Annotated in this window: 19 protein-coding genes and 1 pseudogene; 17 read left to right on the forward strand and 3 right to left on the reverse strand. The window is 69.0% G+C overall.

Going from position 1 to position 17,679, the window contains the following annotated elements; translation table 11 throughout:
- Positions 1–33 precede the first annotated feature (33 nt).
- The 13 genes from NGB36_RS01625 to hypE all read left to right on the forward strand — a co-directional run bounded on the left by NGB36_RS01625 (position 34) and on the right by hypE (position 11,925).
- Positions 34–1,818 carry a nickel-dependent hydrogenase large subunit gene (locus NGB36_RS01625; protein WP_255918185.1) on the forward strand — a complete coding sequence of 595 codons (1,785 nt, stop codon included), beginning with the start codon at positions 34–36 and terminating at the stop codon, positions 1,816–1,818.
- A complete protein-coding gene (locus NGB36_RS01630; protein WP_255918186.1) occupies positions 1,815–2,387 on the forward strand; it encodes a NifU-related iron-sulfur-binding protein in 573 nt (190 codons plus the stop codon). Before NGB36_RS01625 ends, NGB36_RS01630 begins: the two co-directional genes overlap by 4 nt.
- Positions 2,384–3,037, forward strand: a complete 654-nt coding sequence (locus tag NGB36_RS01635) for a DUF5947 family protein (RefSeq protein ID WP_255918187.1) — start codon at positions 2,384–2,386, stop codon at positions 3,035–3,037. Before NGB36_RS01630 ends, NGB36_RS01635 begins: the two co-directional genes overlap by 4 nt.
- Entirely contained in the window at positions 3,034–3,705 is a 672-nt protein-coding gene (locus NGB36_RS01640; RefSeq protein ID WP_255918188.1) for a DUF6084 family protein, read from the forward strand. Before NGB36_RS01635 ends, NGB36_RS01640 begins: the two co-directional genes overlap by 4 nt.
- Complete coding sequence (locus NGB36_RS01645) at positions 3,702–5,123, forward strand: hypothetical protein (protein WP_372509348.1); 1,422 nt, start codon at positions 3,702–3,704, stop codon at positions 5,121–5,123. The genes NGB36_RS01640 and NGB36_RS01645 overlap by 4 nt, the downstream gene beginning before the upstream one ends.
- Entirely contained in the window at positions 5,120–5,671 is a 552-nt protein-coding gene (locus tag NGB36_RS01650) for a hydrogenase maturation protease (protein ID WP_255918189.1), read from the forward strand. Before NGB36_RS01645 ends, NGB36_RS01650 begins: the two co-directional genes overlap by 4 nt.
- Positions 5,668–5,772, forward strand: coding sequence for a DUF6893 family small protein (locus NGB36_RS33620; RefSeq protein ID WP_372509349.1), 105 nt, complete (start codon positions 5,668–5,670; stop codon positions 5,770–5,772). Before NGB36_RS01650 ends, NGB36_RS33620 begins: the two co-directional genes overlap by 4 nt.
- A gap of 89 nt (positions 5,773–5,861) precedes the next feature.
- The gene (locus NGB36_RS01655; protein WP_255918514.1) at positions 5,862–6,251 is read left to right on the forward strand and encodes a hydrogenase maturation nickel metallochaperone HypA/HybF; all 390 of its coding nucleotides are present in this window, start codon (positions 5,862–5,864) and stop codon (positions 6,249–6,251) included.
- A gap of 4 nt (positions 6,252–6,255) precedes the next feature.
- Complete coding sequence (gene hypB / locus NGB36_RS01660; protein WP_255918190.1) at positions 6,256–6,957, forward strand: hydrogenase nickel incorporation protein HypB; 702 nt, start codon at positions 6,256–6,258, stop codon at positions 6,955–6,957.
- On the forward strand, positions 6,954–9,398 hold the full coding sequence (gene hypF, locus NGB36_RS01665) for a carbamoyltransferase HypF (protein ID WP_372509350.1): 2,445 nt from the start codon (positions 6,954–6,956) through the stop codon (positions 9,396–9,398). The genes hypB and hypF overlap by 4 nt, the downstream gene beginning before the upstream one ends.
- Positions 9,399–9,417: 19 nt before the next feature.
- Positions 9,418–9,705, forward strand: a complete 288-nt coding sequence (locus NGB36_RS01670; protein ID WP_255918191.1) for a HypC/HybG/HupF family hydrogenase formation chaperone — start codon at positions 9,418–9,420, stop codon at positions 9,703–9,705.
- Positions 9,702–10,838, forward strand: coding sequence for a hydrogenase formation protein HypD (gene hypD / locus NGB36_RS01675; RefSeq protein WP_255918192.1), 1,137 nt, complete (start codon positions 9,702–9,704; stop codon positions 10,836–10,838). Before NGB36_RS01670 ends, hypD begins: the two co-directional genes overlap by 4 nt.
- Entirely contained in the window at positions 10,831–11,925 is a 1,095-nt protein-coding gene (hypE, locus tag NGB36_RS01680; protein ID WP_269469687.1) for a hydrogenase expression/formation protein HypE, read from the forward strand. Before hypD ends, hypE begins: the two co-directional genes overlap by 8 nt.
- 89 nt (positions 11,926–12,014) lie before the next feature.
- On the opposite strand, the gene NGB36_RS01685 is transcribed toward hypE, so the two are convergent.
- Together NGB36_RS01685 and NGB36_RS01690 are read right to left on the reverse strand one after the other, a co-directional pair.
- On the reverse strand, positions 12,015–12,263 hold the full coding sequence (locus NGB36_RS01685; RefSeq protein ID WP_255918193.1) for a hypothetical protein: 249 nt from the start codon (positions 12,261–12,263) through the stop codon (positions 12,015–12,017).
- Positions 12,250–12,504 carry a DUF6400 family protein gene (locus NGB36_RS01690; RefSeq protein WP_255918194.1) on the reverse strand — a complete coding sequence of 85 codons (255 nt, stop codon included), beginning with the start codon at positions 12,502–12,504 and terminating at the stop codon, positions 12,250–12,252. Before NGB36_RS01690 ends, NGB36_RS01685 begins: the two co-directional genes overlap by 14 nt.
- Before the next feature lie 686 nt (positions 12,505–13,190).
- Here NGB36_RS01690 and NGB36_RS01695 point away from each other — a divergent pair.
- From NGB36_RS01695 to NGB36_RS01705, 3 genes are all read left to right on the forward strand, one after another.
- A complete protein-coding gene (locus tag NGB36_RS01695) occupies positions 13,191–13,628 on the forward strand; it encodes a DUF1360 domain-containing protein (RefSeq protein ID WP_255918195.1) in 438 nt (145 codons plus the stop codon).
- 602 nt (positions 13,629–14,230) lie between these two features.
- Positions 14,231–14,959 (forward strand): class I SAM-dependent methyltransferase, encoded by a 729-nt coding sequence (locus NGB36_RS01700; protein WP_255918196.1) that lies wholly within the window; start codon positions 14,231–14,233, stop codon positions 14,957–14,959.
- A gap of 191 nt (positions 14,960–15,150) precedes the next feature.
- Entirely contained in the window at positions 15,151–15,828 is a 678-nt protein-coding gene (locus NGB36_RS01705; protein WP_255918198.1) for a hypothetical protein, read from the forward strand.
- Between the two features lie 235 nt (positions 15,829–16,063).
- On the opposite strand, the gene NGB36_RS01710 is transcribed toward NGB36_RS01705, so the two are convergent.
- A complete protein-coding gene (locus tag NGB36_RS01710; protein ID WP_255918199.1) occupies positions 16,064–16,843 on the reverse strand; it encodes a glutathione S-transferase C-terminal domain-containing protein in 780 nt (259 codons plus the stop codon).
- A 30-nt stretch (positions 16,844–16,873) separates the two neighbouring features.
- Here NGB36_RS01710 and NGB36_RS01715 point away from each other — a divergent pair.
- A pseudogene (locus tag NGB36_RS01715) lies at positions 16,874–17,659 on the forward strand (ABC transporter substrate-binding protein); the annotation flags it as partial.
- Positions 17,660–17,679 lie beyond the last annotated feature (20 nt).

Below are 17,679 nucleotides of genomic sequence, written 5' to 3' on the forward strand. Positions count from 1 at the left end.
CAAACCGGCTTGAGGAAGGGCACGAGACTCGCAATGGCTCCGACGAAGACAGTGGCCGGTGACGGCAGCGGCCTGGTGGAGATGTCCTGGGATCCGATCACCCGGATCGTGGGGAGCCTGGGCATTCACACGAAGATCGACTTCAAGCAGAAGCGCGTCGCCGAGTGCTACAGCACCTCGTCAGTGTTCCGTGGCTACAGCGTGTTCATGCGCGGCAAGGACCCCCGGGACGCGCACTTCATCACCAGCAGGATCTGCGGAATCTGCGGTGACAACCACGCCACCTGTTCGGTCTACACGCAGAACATGGCCTACGGCGTGAAGCCTCCTCACCTGGGTGAGTGGATCATCAACCTGGGCGAGTCCGCAGAGTACATGTTCGACCACAACATCTTCCAGGAAAACCTGGTCGGGGTCGACTACTGCGAGAAGATGGTGCGGGAGACCAACCCCGGCGTGCTGGAACAGGCCGAACGGACCGAGGCGCCGCACGCGGGGGAGCACGGCTACCGCACGATCGCCGACATCATGCGCTCCCTCAACCCGCTCGAGGGCGAGTTCTACCGGGAGGCCCTGCAGGTCAGCCGCTACACCCGGGAGATGTTCTGCCTGATGGAGGGACGCCACGTGCACCCCTCCACGCTCTACCCGGGTGGGGTCGGTACGGTCGCCTCGGTCCAGCTGTTCACCGACTATCTCAGCCGGCTGATGCGGTACGTGGAGTTCATGAAGCGGGTGGTTCCGCTCCATGACGACCTGTTCGACTTCTTCTACCAGGCGATGCCCGGATACGAGGAGGTCGGGCGGCGGCGGGTGCTGTTGGGCTGCTGGGGAAGCATGAACGATCCCGACCACTGTGACTTCACCTACCGGAACATGTCCGACTGGGGCCGGAGGATGTTCGTCACCCCGGGCATCATCGTCGACGGCAAGCTGGTCACCAACGACCTGACCGAGATCAACCTGGGGATCCGGATCCTGCTGGGCAGTTCCTACTACGACGACTGGGAGGGGCAGGAGCTGTTCGTACCGCACGACCCCCTCGGCAATCCGGTGGACCCACGCCACCCGTGGAATCAGCACACCATTCCCGCCCCCCAGAAGCGCGACTTCGACGGCAAGTACAGCTGGGTGATGTCGCCGCGCTGGTTCGACGGCACGGACCACCTGGCGCTGGACACCGGCGGCGGCCCGCTGGCCCGCCTGTGGTCCACCGCGCTGAACGGCCTGGTCGACATCGGCTACATCAAGGCCACAGGGAACAGCGTGGTCATCAACCTCCCGCGGTCGATGACCAAGCCCGAAACCACCTTCGAGTGGAAGATCCCGCAGTGGAGCAACGCCATTGAGCGCAACCGCGCGCGCACCTACTTCCAGGCCTACAGCGCCGCCATGGCGCTGTACTTCGCAGAGAAGGCCCTGGAGGAGGTACGTGCCGGCCGCACCCAGACCTGGGAGAAGTTCGAGGTGCCGGACGAGAGCATCGGCTGCGGATTCAGCGAGGCCGTGCGCGGTGTGCTCTCCCATCACATGGTGATCCGTGACGGGAAGATCGCCAACTACCACCCGTACCCGCCCACCCCCTGGAACGCCAGCGTCCGCGACAGTTACGGGACTCCCGGCCCGTACGAGGATGCCGTGCAGAACACCCCGATCTTCGAGGAAAATCCGCCGGAGAACTTCAAGGGCATCGACATCATGCGCACCGTGCGCAGCTTCGACCCCTGCCTGCCGTGCGGCGTCCACATGTATCTCGGGGGCGGCAGGTCGATGCAGACGATGCATGTTCCCACCGGGCTGAGCGGTCTGGCCGGATGAGCCCGGAGCAGACCGCGCGACGTCTTGAGGAGATCCTCGACCGCCTGTCCGAGACGGGCGACCCTGCGACGGTCGCAGCCGCCAACGAACTGGTGCGCGTGCTGATGGACTTCTACGGCGCGGGCCTGGCTCGGATCGTCGACCTGATCACCGGGCATCGAACCCGTGGCGAAGACGACCGGCTGCTGGCGGAAGTGCTCGATGACGAGTTGCTCGCGGGCTTTCTGGTACTGCATGGTCTGCACCCGCAGGACACCATGACCCGGATCGCGCGGGCCCTGGACGCCACTCCGGGACGGCCCTTCGAGACCGTCGGCTTCGACGCCGAATCCGGCACCTTGCGGCTGCGCCGGGCCGTGGGCTCCGGCTCGGGCTGCGGCTGTCAGAAGACCGCGCAGGCGGCACGGGAGAAGGCCGAGGCCGCTCTTGCCTGTCTGGCGCCGGAGGTAACCGAGGTACGTCTCGACCAGGAGGATGCCGCCGGCCCCGAGCCGGTTCTGCTGCAGATCGCCTCCGGGCCGCCCCGCCGGGGTACGGCAGCAGACGCCGCCCCCACGGAGTGTTCGTGAGCACTCGTCAGGAAACGCCGGTGTTGGGCATCACCCGGCTTCGCCGCTTTCTCGCGCCCGCGCCCGCCGAGCCCGAGCGGTGCGAGCTGTGCGGACAGCGCCTCACGGAGGACCACCGGCACGTGGTGGACACCGAACACCGCGCGCTGGCCTGCGCATGCACCCCCTGCGCTCTGCTGTTCGCCACGCCAGGGGCCGGCCACGGCCGGTTCCGCACCGTTCCCGACCGGTGCCTCGCCGATCCCTCGGATCAGGGTCTGCGCGACGACGTCTGGGAGAGGCTGCAGATTCCGGTCAGCGTCGCGTTCTTCTTCCGTAACGCGGCGCTCGACCGACTTGTGGCGATCTATCCGAGCCCGGCGGGTCCCACCGAGAGCGAGCTGGATCCAGCCGTTTGGCAGTCCGTCCTCGGTGACAACACCCTCGCCAGGCTTCTCGAACCGGATGTCGAGGCGCTGCTGGTGCACCGCGACGGCGACCGCACCGAGTGTTTCCTGGTGCCGATCGACGACTGCTACGAGCTCATCGGCCGCATGCGCCTGCACTGGAAGGGCTTCGACGGCGGTGCCGCGGCGCGGGCCGACCTGGCCACCTTCTTCCACGACCTCAGACAGCAGGCCCGCACACCGGGGAAGGATGAACGGCCGTGACGGAGTTGAGTTTTTCCTGCACCGACGTGCGAGCCGACCCGTACGCCGCCGGTCCCACACTGATCTTCCGCCTGCGGATCACCGCAGCCGCACCCGACCGCGTCCACGCGCTCGCCCTGCGCTGCCAGATCCGCATCGAACCTGCGCGCCGCCGCTACGAACCGGCCGAAGCCGACCGACTCGGCGACCTCTTCGGCGACCGCTCCCGCTGGGGCCACACCCTCCACCCTCTGCAGTTCGCCCACGCCTCCCTCGTCGTCCCCGGCTTCACCGGCCATACCGAGACCGACCTTGCGGTCCCCTGCACCTACGACATGGACATCTCCTCGGCCCGCTACTTGCGGGCGCTGGATGACGGCGAGGTACCGCTGCTCCTGCTCTTCTCCGGCACGGCCTTCACCGGCGAGGGCGGCTTCCGGGCCGAGCCGGTGCCCTGGGACCGGGAGGCCGCCTTCCGGATGCCGGTGCGGGTCTGGCGCGAGATGATCGAGCAGCACTTCCCCGGATGCGGCTGGATCCGCCTGGACCGCGGCACCATGGACGCGCTGCTGGAGTACCGCTCCCGCAACGCGCTTCCGTCCTGGGAAGAGACCGTTCGGGCACTGCTGCGATCGGCCGATCCGCCAGTCGCCACCCCCTCGCCGGGCGCAGGGGGGATCGCGCCATGACAGCGGCCGCGCGCGCCGAAGGACCCGCCCTCCCGTCGACCCCGGACATGGAGTCGCGTTTCACCGTGGCACGACAGGTCGCGGACGCCGTTTTGTTCGAGGGATACGTCCTCTATCCGTACCGGGCATCGGCGGCCAAGAACCAGCTGCGCTGGCAGTTCGGAGTACTCGTACCACCGTCCTGGGCCTCGAGCGGCGCCGAGCACTCCTCCCAGCGCACCGAGTGCCTGATGGAACCGCGCGCCGGAGCGGCCCTCAGCGTCGAGCTGCGCTTTCTGCGCGCGCAGCGGCGAACCGTCCAACGGGCCCTCGGTGACGGCACATTCGAGACGGTCGCGGAGCTGGATGTGGCCGATCGGGTCCTCGTCCCCTGGGTCGAGGGCGTCGAGGAACGGATTGCGCTGACGGTTCCGGTCGCCGACCTGGTCGCGCATGGCGTCGAGGTGCCGTTCTCGCGCCCCGCTCACCAGGAGACCGAGAGCGTGGTCGACGCGGATCGGACGGTCGGCCGACTCCTGCGGGCGCGCGAACGGGCCGACGGCGTGCTCCGGCTGTCGGCGACCGAGATCGACGGCCCGTACGCCGCCCTGCGACTGACCGCCGTGGTCGAGAACACCAGCGGCTGGTCGCCTGAGGGCGGCGAGGCGGACCGCGATGCCGCCCTGCTGCGTTCGCTGGTCTCGGCCCACCTCCTCCTCGGTTTGAGTGCGGGATCCTTCCTGTCGATGGCCGACCCGCCCGAATGGGCGAGGAGCGCCGCGTCCGCCTGCAGCAACGAGCACACCTGGCCCGTCCTGGCCGGGGAGTCCGGTGGGGCGAATGTGATCCTTTCCTCGCCCATCATCCTGGAGGACCATCCGCGCATCGCACCTGAGAGCCCCGGCGCCCTGTATGACGCCACCGAGATCGACGAGATCCTCACCCTGCGCACGGCGGCCCTCACCGAGCAGGAGAAGCGGGAGGCACGTGGCACCGACCCGCGGGCCGGGGCCGTCATCGACCTCGCCGAATCCCTCCCCGCCGAGGTGCTCGAACGGCTGCACGGCGCGGTGCGCTCCCTGCGCAGTGTCACCGGCCCAGCACCGGCGGAGGGTCCGGGTGACCGTCCGGCCCAGCCGTGGTGGGATCCCGCGGCAGACCCGGGCGTCGACCCGACTCGCGACCGGATCGCGGTCGACGGTCACTCGGTCGGCGCCGGCAGCCGGGTACGGCTGCGCCCCGGGGCCCGGCGTACCGATGCCCAGGACCTGTTCCTGACCGGCCGCACGGCACTCGTCGAAGCCGTGCTCCACGACGTCGACGGCGCCGTGCATCTCGCAGTGACGGTGGACGGCGACCCCGGCGCCGACCTGCGGCGCGAGCAGGGCCGCTTCCTGTACTTCCAGCCCGACGAAATCGAACCGCTGGAGGACGCATGAACTCCACTGGCCGTGACCTCGGCCAAGGGCATCGCACACTCGTCGCCGGAGTGGGCAACATCTTCCTCGGCGACGACGGCTTCGGCGTCGAAGTCGTGCGTCGGCTGGCGTCCCAGCCGCTCCCCGACGACGTCGAGGTCGTGGACAGCGGCGTGCGCGGGGTTCACCTCGCCTACCAACTCCTCGACGGCTACGAGACGGCGGTGCTGGTCGATGCGACCTCCCGCGGCGCGGCGCCGGGAACGATTCACCTGATCGACGCCTCGGCACGGCCGCCACGCGGTGACGCGCCCGCTCCCGTGGCGCCGGACGGGCACCACATGACCCCGGACGCGGTGCTCGCGCTGCTGGAGACGCTGCGCAACAGCGCCGGCGGCACCGGTCCGCGGCGTGTGCTGGTCGTCGGATGCGAACCGGCGAGTGTGGAAGAAGGCATCGGGCTCAGCGAGCCGGTCGCCGCTGTCGTGGACGAGGCGGTGCGATGCGTCCTGAGCGTCGTACGGGACGAGGCATGCCACGCATGCCCAGAAGGGATCAGCGAACCATGAAGAAATTCTGCGTCACGGCGGTCGTCGCGGCGGTGCTCGCCGCCGTCATCGTTCCCAACATCGCGGACATCAAGCGGTACCTGCGTATCCGGTCCATGTAGCCATGGCTCTGATACGAACGGCGGACGCCCGGGCGACCTGGCGGCGCGGCACCGGCCGCACGCTGCGGCCCCGGCCTGTAATGAGACCGATGCACGAGATGTCAGTAGCCCTGGCCGTCGTGGAACAGGTGGAGGAAGCGGCACGCGCAGCCGGTGCGGCCGGGGTCCGTCAGGTGCGGCTCCAGGTCGGCGAACTTGCCGGTGTGGTGCCGGACGCGCTGCACTTCTGCTTCGAACTCGCCTGCGCAGGGACCCTCCTGGAGGGGGCCGAGCTGGTGGCCGAGCCTGTATCCGCCCGCGCACGCTGCGATGCCTGTGGTGCCGAATGGGCGACGGGCATGCCGCCGCAGCTGTGCTGTCCGCGGTGCGACGCTCCGGCGGCCGGATTGCTGTGCGGACGTGAGCTGCACATTGCCGGGGTGCGCTGGCACGAGGACGTCAAGCACGCAGTGCCCGTACCCGTCCCCGAGGAAGGCTGATCGCATGTGCCGAGCCGACGACCTGCGGAAAGCCGTACTCAGCAGGAACGACGAGTGCGCCGCGGAGCTGCGCGCCGAGCTCACCGCCCGGGGGGCGGCCGTCGTCAACCTACTGTCCAGCCCCGGCAGCGGGAAGACCGCCCTGCTGCAGCTCGAACTCACCGCCGCCCGTCTGCGCCGCGTATCCGTGGCCGCGCTGACCGCGGACCTGGCAACGGAGAACGACGCTGTACGCCTGGCTCGCTCGGGCGCGCCGGTCAAACAGGTACTCACCGACGGCCTGTGCCATCTGGAGGCCAGGATGCTCCGCGGACATCTGGACGGCTGGCTGCCCAGCGACACCCGTCTGCTGTTCGTCGAGAACGTCGGGAATCTGGTCTGCCCGGCCTCATACGACCTGGGGGAGTCCCTGCGGGTGGTCCTGGCCTCCGTCACCGAAGGCGAGGACAAACCGCTGAAGTACCCCACCGCGTTCGGACTCGCGCACCTGGTCGTGGTGACGAAGACCGACATCGCGCAGGCCGTCGGATTCGACGAGGCCGCGTTCCGCGCCAACGTCGAGCAAGTCAACCCCGGTGTCGAGGTACTGCTGACCTCCGCCCGCACCGAACAGGGCGTCGGCTCTCTGACCGACCGGGCGCTCGCCGTACGCGACGGCAACCCGGCACACCAGCCCGTCATGGCTGCATCGCAGAGCCGCTCGTGACCGTCCAGCAGGGACGCCCGACACCACCGCACGCGTCCGCATCCGACGCCCCGGCGACGCTGCGTCGACGGGTCACCGTCCAGGGCGTGGTCCAAGGCGTAGGGTTCCGGCCCTTCGTCTTCACCCTCGCCACCGGCCTCGGCCTCTGCGGGCACGTGACGAACACCCCACACGGAGTCGTCGCCGAGGTGGAAGGGCTCCTGGGGGCCGTCACCGCGTTCTGTGAACGGATCCGTACGGACGCGCCGCCGCTGGCCGTCGTGGAATCCGTCGTCCACGCGGACATCCCCACCACGGGCGTCGCCGGCTTCGCGATCCTCCCCTCCCGCTCCGACGGACGGCCGCGCACCCTGGTCCCGCCCGATGTCGCCACCTGCGACGCCTGCCTCGCCGAGCTCGCCGACCCCGCGGACCGCCGCCACCGCCACCCGTTCATCACCTGCACGCATTGCGGCCCGCGTTTCACCATCGTCACCGGCCTGCCCTACGACCGCGCCAACACCACCATGGCCCGGTTCCCCATGTGCCCTTCCTGCGCACGCGAGTATCACGACCCCGCCGACCGGCGGTTCCACGCCCAGCCGGTCGCCTGCCATGACTGCGGTCCGCGCGTGCGCCTGCTCGTCCCCGGAAGCCCTGACTGCTCCGACGCGCAGGCCGTGGCCCGCGCCCGCCGCCTGCTTGCCGACGGTGCGATCCTCGCGGTCAAGGGACTGGGCGGCTACCACCTCGCATGCGACGCCACCGACACGGAGGCGGTCGCCAGATTGCGTCGCCGCAAGGGGCGCGGTGACAAACCGTTCGCCGTCATGGCGCGTGACACCGCAGACATCGAACGGCTGGCACACCTGTGCCCCGCAGAGCTGCAGTCGCTCACCGGCAGCGTCCGGCCGGTCGTCCTGCTGCGACGGCGCCGCGGAGCCGAACTTCCCGCCGACGCGCCGCCGCTCGCCGAGACCGTCGCCCCGGGCAGCCCGGACCTGGGCGTCATGCTCCCCTACACCCCACTGCACCATCTGCTGCTCGGCCTGCCGGGCGACGCTCCCCCGCAGCCCGAAGGGCGTGGGAGGTACCCCCTCGGCCCCCGGCTGCTCGTCATGACCAGCGGCAACCTGGCCGGAGAGCCGATCGTCACCGACGACGACGAAGCGCTCGAGCGCCTCGCCCCGCTCGTCGACGGCTGGCTCACCCACGACCGGCCGATCCATGTGCCGTGCGACGACTCGGTCATCCGGATCTGCGACGGCCAGGAACTCCCCGTGCGCCGCTCCCGCGGCTACGCCCCGCTGCCGCTGACGCTCCCAGTGCCGGTGAGGCCCGCCCTGGCCGTCGGCGGAGACCTGAAGAACACCTTCTGCATGGCCGAGGGGCGCCATGCATGGCTGTCCGCGCACATCGGTGACATGGACGACCTGGCCACCGTCAACGCCTTCGGCCGAGCCGAGCAGCAGCTGGAGGCCATCGCCGGCGTGAGACCCGGACTGCTCGTCGCCGACCGCCACCCCGGCTACCGGTCAGTGCGATGGGCGCGCCGCAACGCCGACGGCAGACCGCTCCACCATGTCCAGCACCACCACGCCCACATCGCCTCGGCCATGGCCGAGCACGGTCTGGACGGCAGCCACCCTGTCATCGGGGTCGCCTTCGACGGCACCGGCTACGGCGACGACGGCGCGGTGTGGGGCGGCGAGGTCCTGCTCGCCGACTACGCCGGATTCCACCGCTTCGCCCAGCTCGCCTACGTCCCGCTGCCCGGCGGCGACGCGGCCGTCCACCGGCCGTACCGGATGGCCCTGGCACACTTGCGCAGCGCGGACATCCCGTGGGGCGACGATCTGCCGTGCACGGCCGCCTGCCCGCCGACCGAACGGAACCTGCTGGCCCGTCAGCTCGAGCGGAACCTGGGCTGCGTCCCCACCTCCAGCATGGGGCGGCTGTTCGACGCCGTCTCCTCCCTCGCCGGAGTGTGCCACCACGCCGGCTACGAAGCTCAGGCGGCGATCGAGCTCGAGGCCGCTGCGATGGGCACGGACACGCCCGACGGGCCCGGCTACACCTTCGCCATCGGCAACGGCCGCCCCGGCCCGCACGCGGCCGAGCTGGTGGCCGAGCCCGCGCCCGTACTGGCCGCGACCGTCGCGGACCTGCGGTCGGGAGCCGGCCCACAGCTTATCGCCGCACGCTTCCACCACGCCGTGGCAGACCTCGTCCGGAGGCTGTGCGCCGCCGCTCGCGACCGCTATGGACTGAAGACGGTCGCGCTGAGCGGCGGGGTGTTCTGCAACGCCGTGCTGTCGGAGGCGTGCGTACGGGAATTGGGCCGGGATGGTTTCACGGTCCTGCGCCACCACCGCGTACCCCCGAACGACGGAGGCCTGGCCCTCGGCCAGCTGATGGTGGCCGCACGCACGACGCAGTCTGCCGGTCGGACAAACCCCTAGCAACAGCGAGGAGAACGCCATGTGCCTGGCCGTACCCGGCAGGGTAATGGAGATCGAGGAACGCGACGGGACCCGGATGGCCACCGTCGACTTCGGCGGTGTCGTCAAGGACGTCTGCCTGGAATACCTGCCGGACCTGGCGGTGGGGGACTATGCCATCGTCCACGTGGGGTTCGCGCTCCAGCGCCTGGACGAGGAATCGGCCAAGCGGACCCTCGCCCTGTTCGAGAACCTCGGGCTGTTGGAGGAAGAGTTCGGCGATCCGTGGCAGCAGGCTGCCGGAGCACCCCAGGAGGCACACAAATGAAGTACATCGAGGAGTTCCAGAACCCGGAGCTGGCGCGGCGCCTGCTTGACGACATCCACACCACGGCGACCCGGCCATGGGCCCTGATGGAGGTCTGCGGCGGACAGACGCACAGCATCATCCGGCATGGTATCGACCAACTCCTTCCGGAACAAGTGGAGTTGATCCACGGCCCGGGCTGCCCGGTCTGCGTGACCCCGCTGGAGGTCATCGACAAGGCGCTGGAGATCGCCTCCAGACCCGGAGTGATCTTCTGCTCGTTCGGCGACATGCTGCGCGTACCCGGCAGCGGTCGCGACCTGTTCCAGGTCAAGAGCGAAGGCGCGGATGTACGGGTGGTCTACTCACCGCTCGACGCGCTACGGATCGCACAGCAGAACCCGGACCGCGACGTGGTGTTCTTCGGCATCGGCTTCGAGACCACCGCGCCGCCGAACGCCATGACGGTCTACCAGGCACGCAAGCTCAAAATCCGCAACTTCAGCATGCTGGTCTCCCACGTCCTGGTACCGCCCGCCATCGAAGCGATCATGACTTCGCCGGACTGCCGTGTCCAGGCGTTCCTCGCCGCCGGACACGTCTGCAGCGTCATGGGCATCAGCGAATACCCGCCGCTGGCGGACCGTTTCAAGGTCCCCATCGTCGTCACCGGCTTCGAACCGCTCGACATCCTGGAGGGCGTACGCCGGGCCGTCCGCCAGCTCGAACGCGGCGAGCACACCGTGGAGAACGCTTACCCGCGGGCCGTCCGGCCGGAGGGCAACCCGGCGGCCCAAACGATGCTGCAAGACGTCTTCGAGGTCACCGACCGCGCCTGGCGCGGCATCGGCGTCATCCCGCACAGCGGATGGAAACTCTCCGACCGCTACCGCGACTACGACGCCGAGCACCGCTTCGCCGTCGGCGCGATCACCACCCAGGAGCCGGCCGCGTGCCGCAGCGGCGAGGTGCTGCAGGGCCTGCTCAAACCACACCAGTGCGAAGCGTTCGGTACCACCTGCACCCCGCGCAACCCCCTGGGAGCCACCATGGTCTCCAGCGAAGGCGCCTGCGCCGCCTACTACCTCTACCGCCGGCTCGGCACCCCCACGTCCTCCACCACCGCACCCAGAGAGACGACCCCCGTTGCCTGACACCCCCGACACCATCGACATCCCGTCGGGCCCGTCCCGCCCCGACCTCTCCTCCTGGACCTGCCCGGCGCCGCTGCGCGACCAGCCCACCGTGGTGATGGGCCACGGGGGCGGAGGCGTGATGTCGGCCGAGCTGGTACAGGACGTGTTCGCCCCCGCCTTCGGCGGCCCCGCCCTCGCCGCCCTGAGCGACTCGGCCGCCATCCGCATCGGTGGAGTGCGGCTGGCCTTCTCCACCGATTCCTTCGTCGTGCGTCCGCTGTTCTTCCCCGGCGGCAGCATCGGCGACCTCGCGGTCAACGGCACCGTCAACGACCTCGCCATGAGCGGGGCCCGGGCGGCCTATCTCTCCTGCGGATTCATCCTCGAGGAAGGCGTCGAGCTCTCGCTCGTCGGACGCGTGTCACAGGCACTCGGGAGCGCCGCCCGCGCCGCCGGGGTCGAGGTGGCCACCGGCGACACCAAGGTCGTCGAAGCCGGCCACGGAGACGGCATCTACATCAACACCGCAGGCATCGGGCTGATCCCGGACGGGGTCGACATCCGCCCGCAGCGCGTTGCGCCCGGCGACCTGGTGATCGTCAGCGGCGCCATCGGACTCCACGGGGTTGCGATCATGAGCGTCCGGGAAGGGCTGGAGTTCGGCGTGGAGATCCAGAGCGACTGCGCGGCTCTCGGCGGTCTCGTCGGGACCATGCTCGCCGTCACGCCCGACCTGCATGCGCTGCGCGACCCCACCCGTGGCGGCCTCGCGGCCGCGCTGAACGAAATCGCCACGGCCTCCGGTACCGGCATCGAGATCCGGGAACGCAACGTCCCCGTACCCCCGGAGGTCAGCAGCGCCTGCGCCTTCCTCGGCCTCGATCCGATGTATGTCGCGAACGAGGGCAAACTCGTTGCCTTCGTCCCCCGCCAAGATGCCGATGCGGTTCTCGAGGCGATGCACGCCCACCCGCTCGGCGGCCAGGCCGCCATCATCGGCGAATGCGTCGAGCACCACCCCGGAATGGTCGTGGCCCATACGGGACTCGGTGGCACCCGTGTCGTGGACCTGCCCATCGGCGAACAATTGCCACGCATTTGCTGACCCGTTGAGACGGCGGGTCGCCCAGGCCGCCGCGGTATCGTCTGCCGCGCAGACTCGGCGACCCGTCGAGCGCGGCGCGCCCAGGCAGCTCAGGGGAGTGGGGGACCGTGGTGGGAAGGGCCCGCCTGGGCCCCGAAACCCGAATCCCAAGACCACAGGTGAGCACAGTTGGGGCACTGCAGGTGCAGAAGGCGCCCCGTGTTCGACAACAGGTAACGCCAGTGGTCCGCGCAATTCCGACCGGCCTCGCACGTTCCGCAGCCCCGGTGATCCTCACAGGCCGGGCACGCCACCCAGGCCCTCCGTCCGATATCCGCGCTGGGATCAATCGGCAGCACGGTCGCCCCCCTCACCAGGCGGCAGCACGCCGGCGGCCACCAGCTTGCGATAGGTGGCCATCTGCTCTTCGTCGAGACCCGAGTACAGGAGGCGGTAAGCCTCCTGCTCGCCCTCGAACACCGCATGAGGGTCCCAGTGCTCCCCCAGCGCGGCGACGACCTCGGCCCGTCGCCGCGCCTCTTCGCGGGTGAGGTCGATCTCCATCGCATACAGATGCCCGGTGGATTCGTCGCTCGTCATGCTGCGCTTCCTGAATCAGTAAGTCCGTAAAACGTGCACGTCCAGCAAAAAGGCATCCACACGCCACGGCATAGGGCAGAGCGCAAAATGTGGTGAAGATCGCACTGAAGCCTTTACGGGGCGATTTGTGCAAAACCGATATATAGGGACATTTTTTTTGAAGTTGTATGGTTCGCCCCGGCGTACTCATATGCGCCGGCGCCCCTAAGGTGTTCGCGGACTCTGCAAAGAGCATGCACGTACTGACCTGGACGGCCGACCCAGCTGCCCAGGGTGCACAGGTTCATCGTTCCGGCAGACGCGTTCGCACGTCGAAGGCGGGCCGCCGCAAGAGCGTCGGCGGCAGCATCGCATTGCCGCCTCGCCGCCGCTCGCCTGGACATGCCGGGGACGATGCTCGGCCGCATACCGCTGCCGGAGGTGACGTTTGGCCCCGCGCTCGCCACGCCACCCCTGCATGCGGCCGGCCGCTCCGGTCTCTCTCGCCGCGGGGTCCATCAATCGAACGATGTACAGCTTCGGGAAGCGTTCTGCAGCATTCTGCGGCCAGGGCGCCCGATCTGCGTCACTCTCCCCTCGGCGGTGCTACGCGCCGAGAGGAGATCACCGGGTCTGCGCAGGACTGGTCTCGGACCTCAACATCGCCGCTACTGCTTCGATGACTGCTACTCCTGAGAGGAGATCACATGATGCCGGCTCCACGGAAGGACGACAACGCCCCGCGGCAGGTGCGCGCGGCCTACGCCGGTGAAGAGGAACGCCCGCTGGGCAGCTTCGCCGCCCTCATGGGCACGTACGCCGTGGTCGTGGCGGGCGTCGCAGCGGCAGCGCGTCTGACCGGACGCAAGATTCCGGAGCCGACGGCATGGGACGTTGTGTTGTGGGCGGGTGCCAACCACAGGCTGTCCCGTCTCATAGCCAAGGACCCGGTGACGAGTCCGCTGCGGGCTCCGTTCACCCGCTTCGAGGGGACGACCGGTCCGGCTGAGCTGGCCGAGCAGGTGCGGGGCCGGGGAACCCGCAAGGCTATCGGTGAGTTGCTGACCTGCCCGTTCTGCACCAGCCTGTGGGTCGCCACGGGTTCGCTGCGGGCACCGTCTTCGCTCCCGCGCCAACGCGGATGACGGCAACGATGCTCACGTCGCTGACCGCGTCGGACCTGCTGCATTTCGCGCGAACCCGCATCCACCAGGCCGCCGGCGAATAGCCTCGGCGGCGACCTGGTAGACAGTTGGACAGTCCTGGCGGAGAGGGGTCCGGCGATGGTCGGTGCGCCGTCAGCGGCCGGGTGCGGCCGATTCGACGCTTCGGGATCCCTACACGGCCCGAGGCCGGTGGCGGCGAGACGTTGTCGCTGTCCTTCTCGGGGGCCAGAAGGTGACGTTCGGTATCACGCAAGGTCGGAAGCGTCGACAGGCGGAGAATGTCCGCCCCGTGTAGCCACACCGAGCGCGGACAAGGCCGGGTACCTGCATGACGCGTCGGGCTCTGCCGCCGTCTCGGAGAGGAAGCGGACGCGCCTGGCCCGGTGGCGCAGTGCGACCGTGCGGGCCGCCACGAGCATCGATCGCTGCTGCTGAGCGTGCATGGCCGCCTTCCAAGCCGCCATTCCCCCAGTTGGACGCCTTCCAGCCTGACGTGGCCAGACCTGTAACGGACGTTCCGGATGTCGGGTGCGACAATCCATTGCGACCCGACATCCGGTGTATGGCCTGCGAATACGCGGATGGAATCGGTTCCGACCGCCAATGCTCTACGAGACCGCAGCAAGGGACCTTTCATGGGAGTAGTCCGCACCGTCTGCGACCGGATCCATCGCGGATTGTTCGACGTACCCTCCTTGCTCGGCCCGGAGAAGCAGGGAAGGCTGCTGCGCGCCTGCTTCGAACACAAGCACAGACTCCCCGATCCGTGGGGCCACGCAGCCAAGCCTTACGAAGCATTCAAGTACGCGAAGACCCTTGCCTGCGTGCCCTCCCGGCCGTATCAGCGGATTGTGGATATCGGGTGCAGCGAGGGTGCCTTCACGTGCCGGGTGGCCGACACCTACCCGGATGTGGACGTTGTGGGCATCGACATCTCCGAGCGGGCGCTCATGCGGGCAAGAAGCCGTGCCGCAGCCGCTGGGCAGAAGGTCAGATTCGAAGCTCTGGATATCCTCAACCGCAGCCCGCACGGTACGTTTGATCTTGTCTTCTGCTGCGAGCTGCTCTACTACCTGGGAAGAAACGATCGACTGTCGTTGGGCTGCGCGAGGATCGCCGCACTGATCGCGCCAGGGGGCTTGCTGGTGCTTGTCCACCCGTGGCCGGAGTCCCGCAGGCTGTACGGGCCTTTCGACGCCAACACAGCGCTTACCCGGCACTCCGAGCACATCGACACCACTTCACATCGCCCATTCGCCGTCACCGTGTATGAACGGCCGTGTGCTCCTGTGAACCCCATTGAACCGTGACTGCCGTGGCTGTGAATATCCGGGTGCGCTCGAGACTGCCCGGCCAGTGCCCGAGCCGTCCATGGAAGACGGTTTGCCCAGGCCGGAGCGGGAGGGCCGGTCTGCCCGGTGCCGTGGACCTGCCGCAGGCCTTGCGGAAGCGTTGCCGGTTCTCAGACGATTCTCATCTGCGGTCCCTACGGTCGCGCCCCATGGACACCATCAAGACTGACGAGCTGGCCGAGAACCCGATGAGCAGGACGACTGGCGAGACGACCGACGTCGATGCGCAGCCGGCACAGGAGGCCATTGCACAGGAGACGATTGCCCAGGGAGTCGCGGCCGAGAGCGCTGCTGAGCAGAGCGTTACCGAGGCGCCCGCAAGTGCCGAGGTGGGCTTCGACGAGCCCCTCGATGAGGACGAACGTGAGGGATCCGCCGCGGGCGGGTCGGGGGACACTGGAGGGACCACCTCCGGCATTTTCGACGGTGGTGCCGCGGTTGTCGGTGCGGGCCTTGGGCTTGCCTCGCTCACCGGCACGTGGCTCGGCACCGTGTTGTCGGCCCGCCAGCAGTTGATAGGCCAGATCAAGACCCAGTCCGGAACCGCCTCCAGCCAGGTCGCCGCCATCTACGGCGACCCTTGGCACACGACCGCTGTTCTCAATGGCACGTTCGCTCTGGTCGCCCTCCTGGTCGCCGGGACGGTGCTGGTGCGGCAGCGGCTTGGTTCGGGTCCGTCGGCCGCCCCGTGGGTCAAGGCTGTCGCCTGGGGAGGTCTGGTACTCGCAGTGATCGGCCTGCTCATCGCCGGGGCCATCTGGTCCGACCTGTTCACCTCCTTGCCGACGGTTCCCGCCTCTTCCGGAGCGAGCGGACCGACCGGCTGACGGAACCAGCCGAGGAGCAACAAACCCGGACCGGCCCTCGCAGGGTGAGAGGGCCGGTGAACGGGCGGCGCAGGGCTCTGACATCGGCCCGGTTCACGGGAAGGGAGACCAGCAGGCGCGGCAGATCGCCGACGCGCACAACGAGGCGGTGCGTCGACCGTTCGTCGAGAACGCCGCCACCGTCATCGCTCTGCCGACCGCGCCGCCGACCGGATCCGATCACTGCGGCAGCCTGTCAGGCCGCGCTGAGTCGGAGGATTCCCGGGAGCGGCACAGCAGCTCCGGAGGATTCCGGGCCGCGGCAGGTGGTGCGGTGGAGCCGGGCCACGTGGTCCTCCCGGAAGTTGTCGTGGAAGGCCGGGTGGCCGTGGAGGCGGCGTACGTGGGCCCAGAGACGGTCGTACTGGGAGATGGCGTGCACGGCGTCGGCGTCCAGGTGACGGCGGTGGACGGCGTTCAGATGAACGAGCGTGACCCAGAGGTCGACGTCCGCGGCCGTCAAGTCGTCGCCGAGCACGTACGGTCCTGATGCCAGCCGGCGGTCGAGCAGGTCCAGCGCCGCGAGCAGCGTCTCCAGCGGTTCTCCCCGGCGGCGGGCCTTCGGCGCCGCTCCTGCACGCTGGGCCGCTTCGGTGACGTCCTCGTCGAGGAGTTCGCGGATGGCGTCGATGTCCGCGGCGCGGGCCGGGGGACGCAGGCGAGGGAGGCCGGGGGCACAGGGGTCGCCGAGGTGGTCGGCGAGGTCGTGGAGGATGTCGGGGGTGTGGTTGCTGACGATGCGTCCGCTCCAGCGGTCACACAGTGCCGGCATGGTCAGCGGGCCGGTGTAGTGGTGTCGGGTGGCTTCGTAGGCTCTGCGCAGCGGGGTGAGGGCATCAGGGGTTTCGGCCGGGAGCGCGATCGCTGTGGTGGTGATCGAGTTCCCCAGCCCGAGCAGGTCGAGGGTGATCGAGACGCGCAGCGAGAGCGGACACCACCGGCCGCAGCGCGAGGGCGCGGGCCTGGGGCACCCCACCGCGATGCGAGGGTTGCCGGCCAGCCAGCCAGGAGCGGCGATCTCGTCATCGGCGTCGGCGCCCTGCCGGCCGGCTTCCCGCCCCTTGCGTACGTCGGCAGCGACCAGAAGACCCTCACCGGCTCCGAGCCCGATTTCGGCCGGCTGGTGGCGGCGGTCCTCGGTCTCAAGCCGGTCATACAGAACTCGACGTGGGAAAACCTCTTCGTCGGCATCGACAGCGGTCGGACCGACGTTGCCTTCTCCAACGTCACCGACACCGAAGAGCGCCAGAAGAAGTACGACTTCGCCTCCTACCGACAGGACAATCTCGCCTTCGAGGTGCTGACGAGCAGCACCTGGAACTTCGACGGCAACTACGAGAACCTCGCGGGAAAGACGGTCGCGGTCGGCGCCGGCACCAATCAGGAGAAGATCCTTCTGGAGTGGAAGGCGAAGCTTGCGGCGCAGGGCAAGACACTGACGGTCAAGTACTTCCCCGACAACAACAGCACCTACCTGGCGCTCGCCGGCAAGAAGATCGACGCCTACTTCGGCCCCAACCCGGACATCGCCTACCACATCAGGCAGGATGCGAACACCCCCAACCCCACCCGCAACGCGGGCAAGTACTCCGGAGCGGGCGCGACCCTGCAGGGCCTGATCGCCGCGACGTCGAAGAAGGGCAGCGGGCTGGCCAAGCCCATCGCCGACGCGATCAACTACCTGATCACGAACGGCCAGTACGCCAAGTGGCTGGCGGCCTGGAACCTGTCCAACGAGGCCGTCAGCACCTCGCAGCTCAACCCGCCAGGGCTGCCGCTCAGCAACTCCTGACGATCCGATCCGTACGGAGA

Origin of the sequence: Streptomyces humicola (assembly GCF_024436035.1) — a bacterium.
GTDB lineage: Bacteria > Actinomycetota > Actinomycetes > Streptomycetales > Streptomycetaceae > Streptantibioticus_B > Streptantibioticus_B humicola.

Coding starts and splice junctions, on each gene's coding strand:
- NGB36_RS01625 (WP_255918185.1), top strand. CDS start 34: ATGGCTCCGACGAAGACAGTGGCCGGTGACGGCAGCGGCCTGGTGGAG.
- NGB36_RS01630 (WP_255918186.1), top strand. CDS start 1,815: ATGAGCCCGGAGCAGACCGCGCGACGTCTTGAGGAGATCCTCGACCGC.
- NGB36_RS01645 (WP_372509348.1), top strand. CDS start 3,702: ATGACAGCGGCCGCGCGCGCCGAAGGACCCGCCCTCCCGTCGACCCCG.
- NGB36_RS01650 (WP_255918189.1), top strand. CDS start 5,120: ATGAACTCCACTGGCCGTGACCTCGGCCAAGGGCATCGCACACTCGTC.
- NGB36_RS33620 (WP_372509349.1), top strand. CDS start 5,668: ATGAAGAAATTCTGCGTCACGGCGGTCGTCGCGGCGGTGCTCGCCGCC.
- NGB36_RS01655 (WP_255918514.1), top strand. CDS start 5,862: ATGCACGAGATGTCAGTAGCCCTGGCCGTCGTGGAACAGGTGGAGGAA.
- hypB (WP_255918190.1), top strand. CDS start 6,256: ATGTGCCGAGCCGACGACCTGCGGAAAGCCGTACTCAGCAGGAACGAC.
- NGB36_RS01670 (WP_255918191.1), top strand. CDS start 9,418: ATGTGCCTGGCCGTACCCGGCAGGGTAATGGAGATCGAGGAACGCGAC.
- hypD (WP_255918192.1), top strand. CDS start 9,702: ATGAAGTACATCGAGGAGTTCCAGAACCCGGAGCTGGCGCGGCGCCTG.
- NGB36_RS01690 (WP_255918194.1), bottom strand. CDS start 12,504: ATGACGAGCGACGAATCCACCGGGCATCTGTATGCGATGGAGATCGAC.
- NGB36_RS01695 (WP_255918195.1), top strand. CDS start 13,191: ATGATGCCGGCTCCACGGAAGGACGACAACGCCCCGCGGCAGGTGCGC.
- NGB36_RS01700 (WP_255918196.1), top strand. CDS start 14,231: ATGGAATCGGTTCCGACCGCCAATGCTCTACGAGACCGCAGCAAGGGA.
- NGB36_RS01705 (WP_255918198.1), top strand. CDS start 15,151: ATGGACACCATCAAGACTGACGAGCTGGCCGAGAACCCGATGAGCAGG.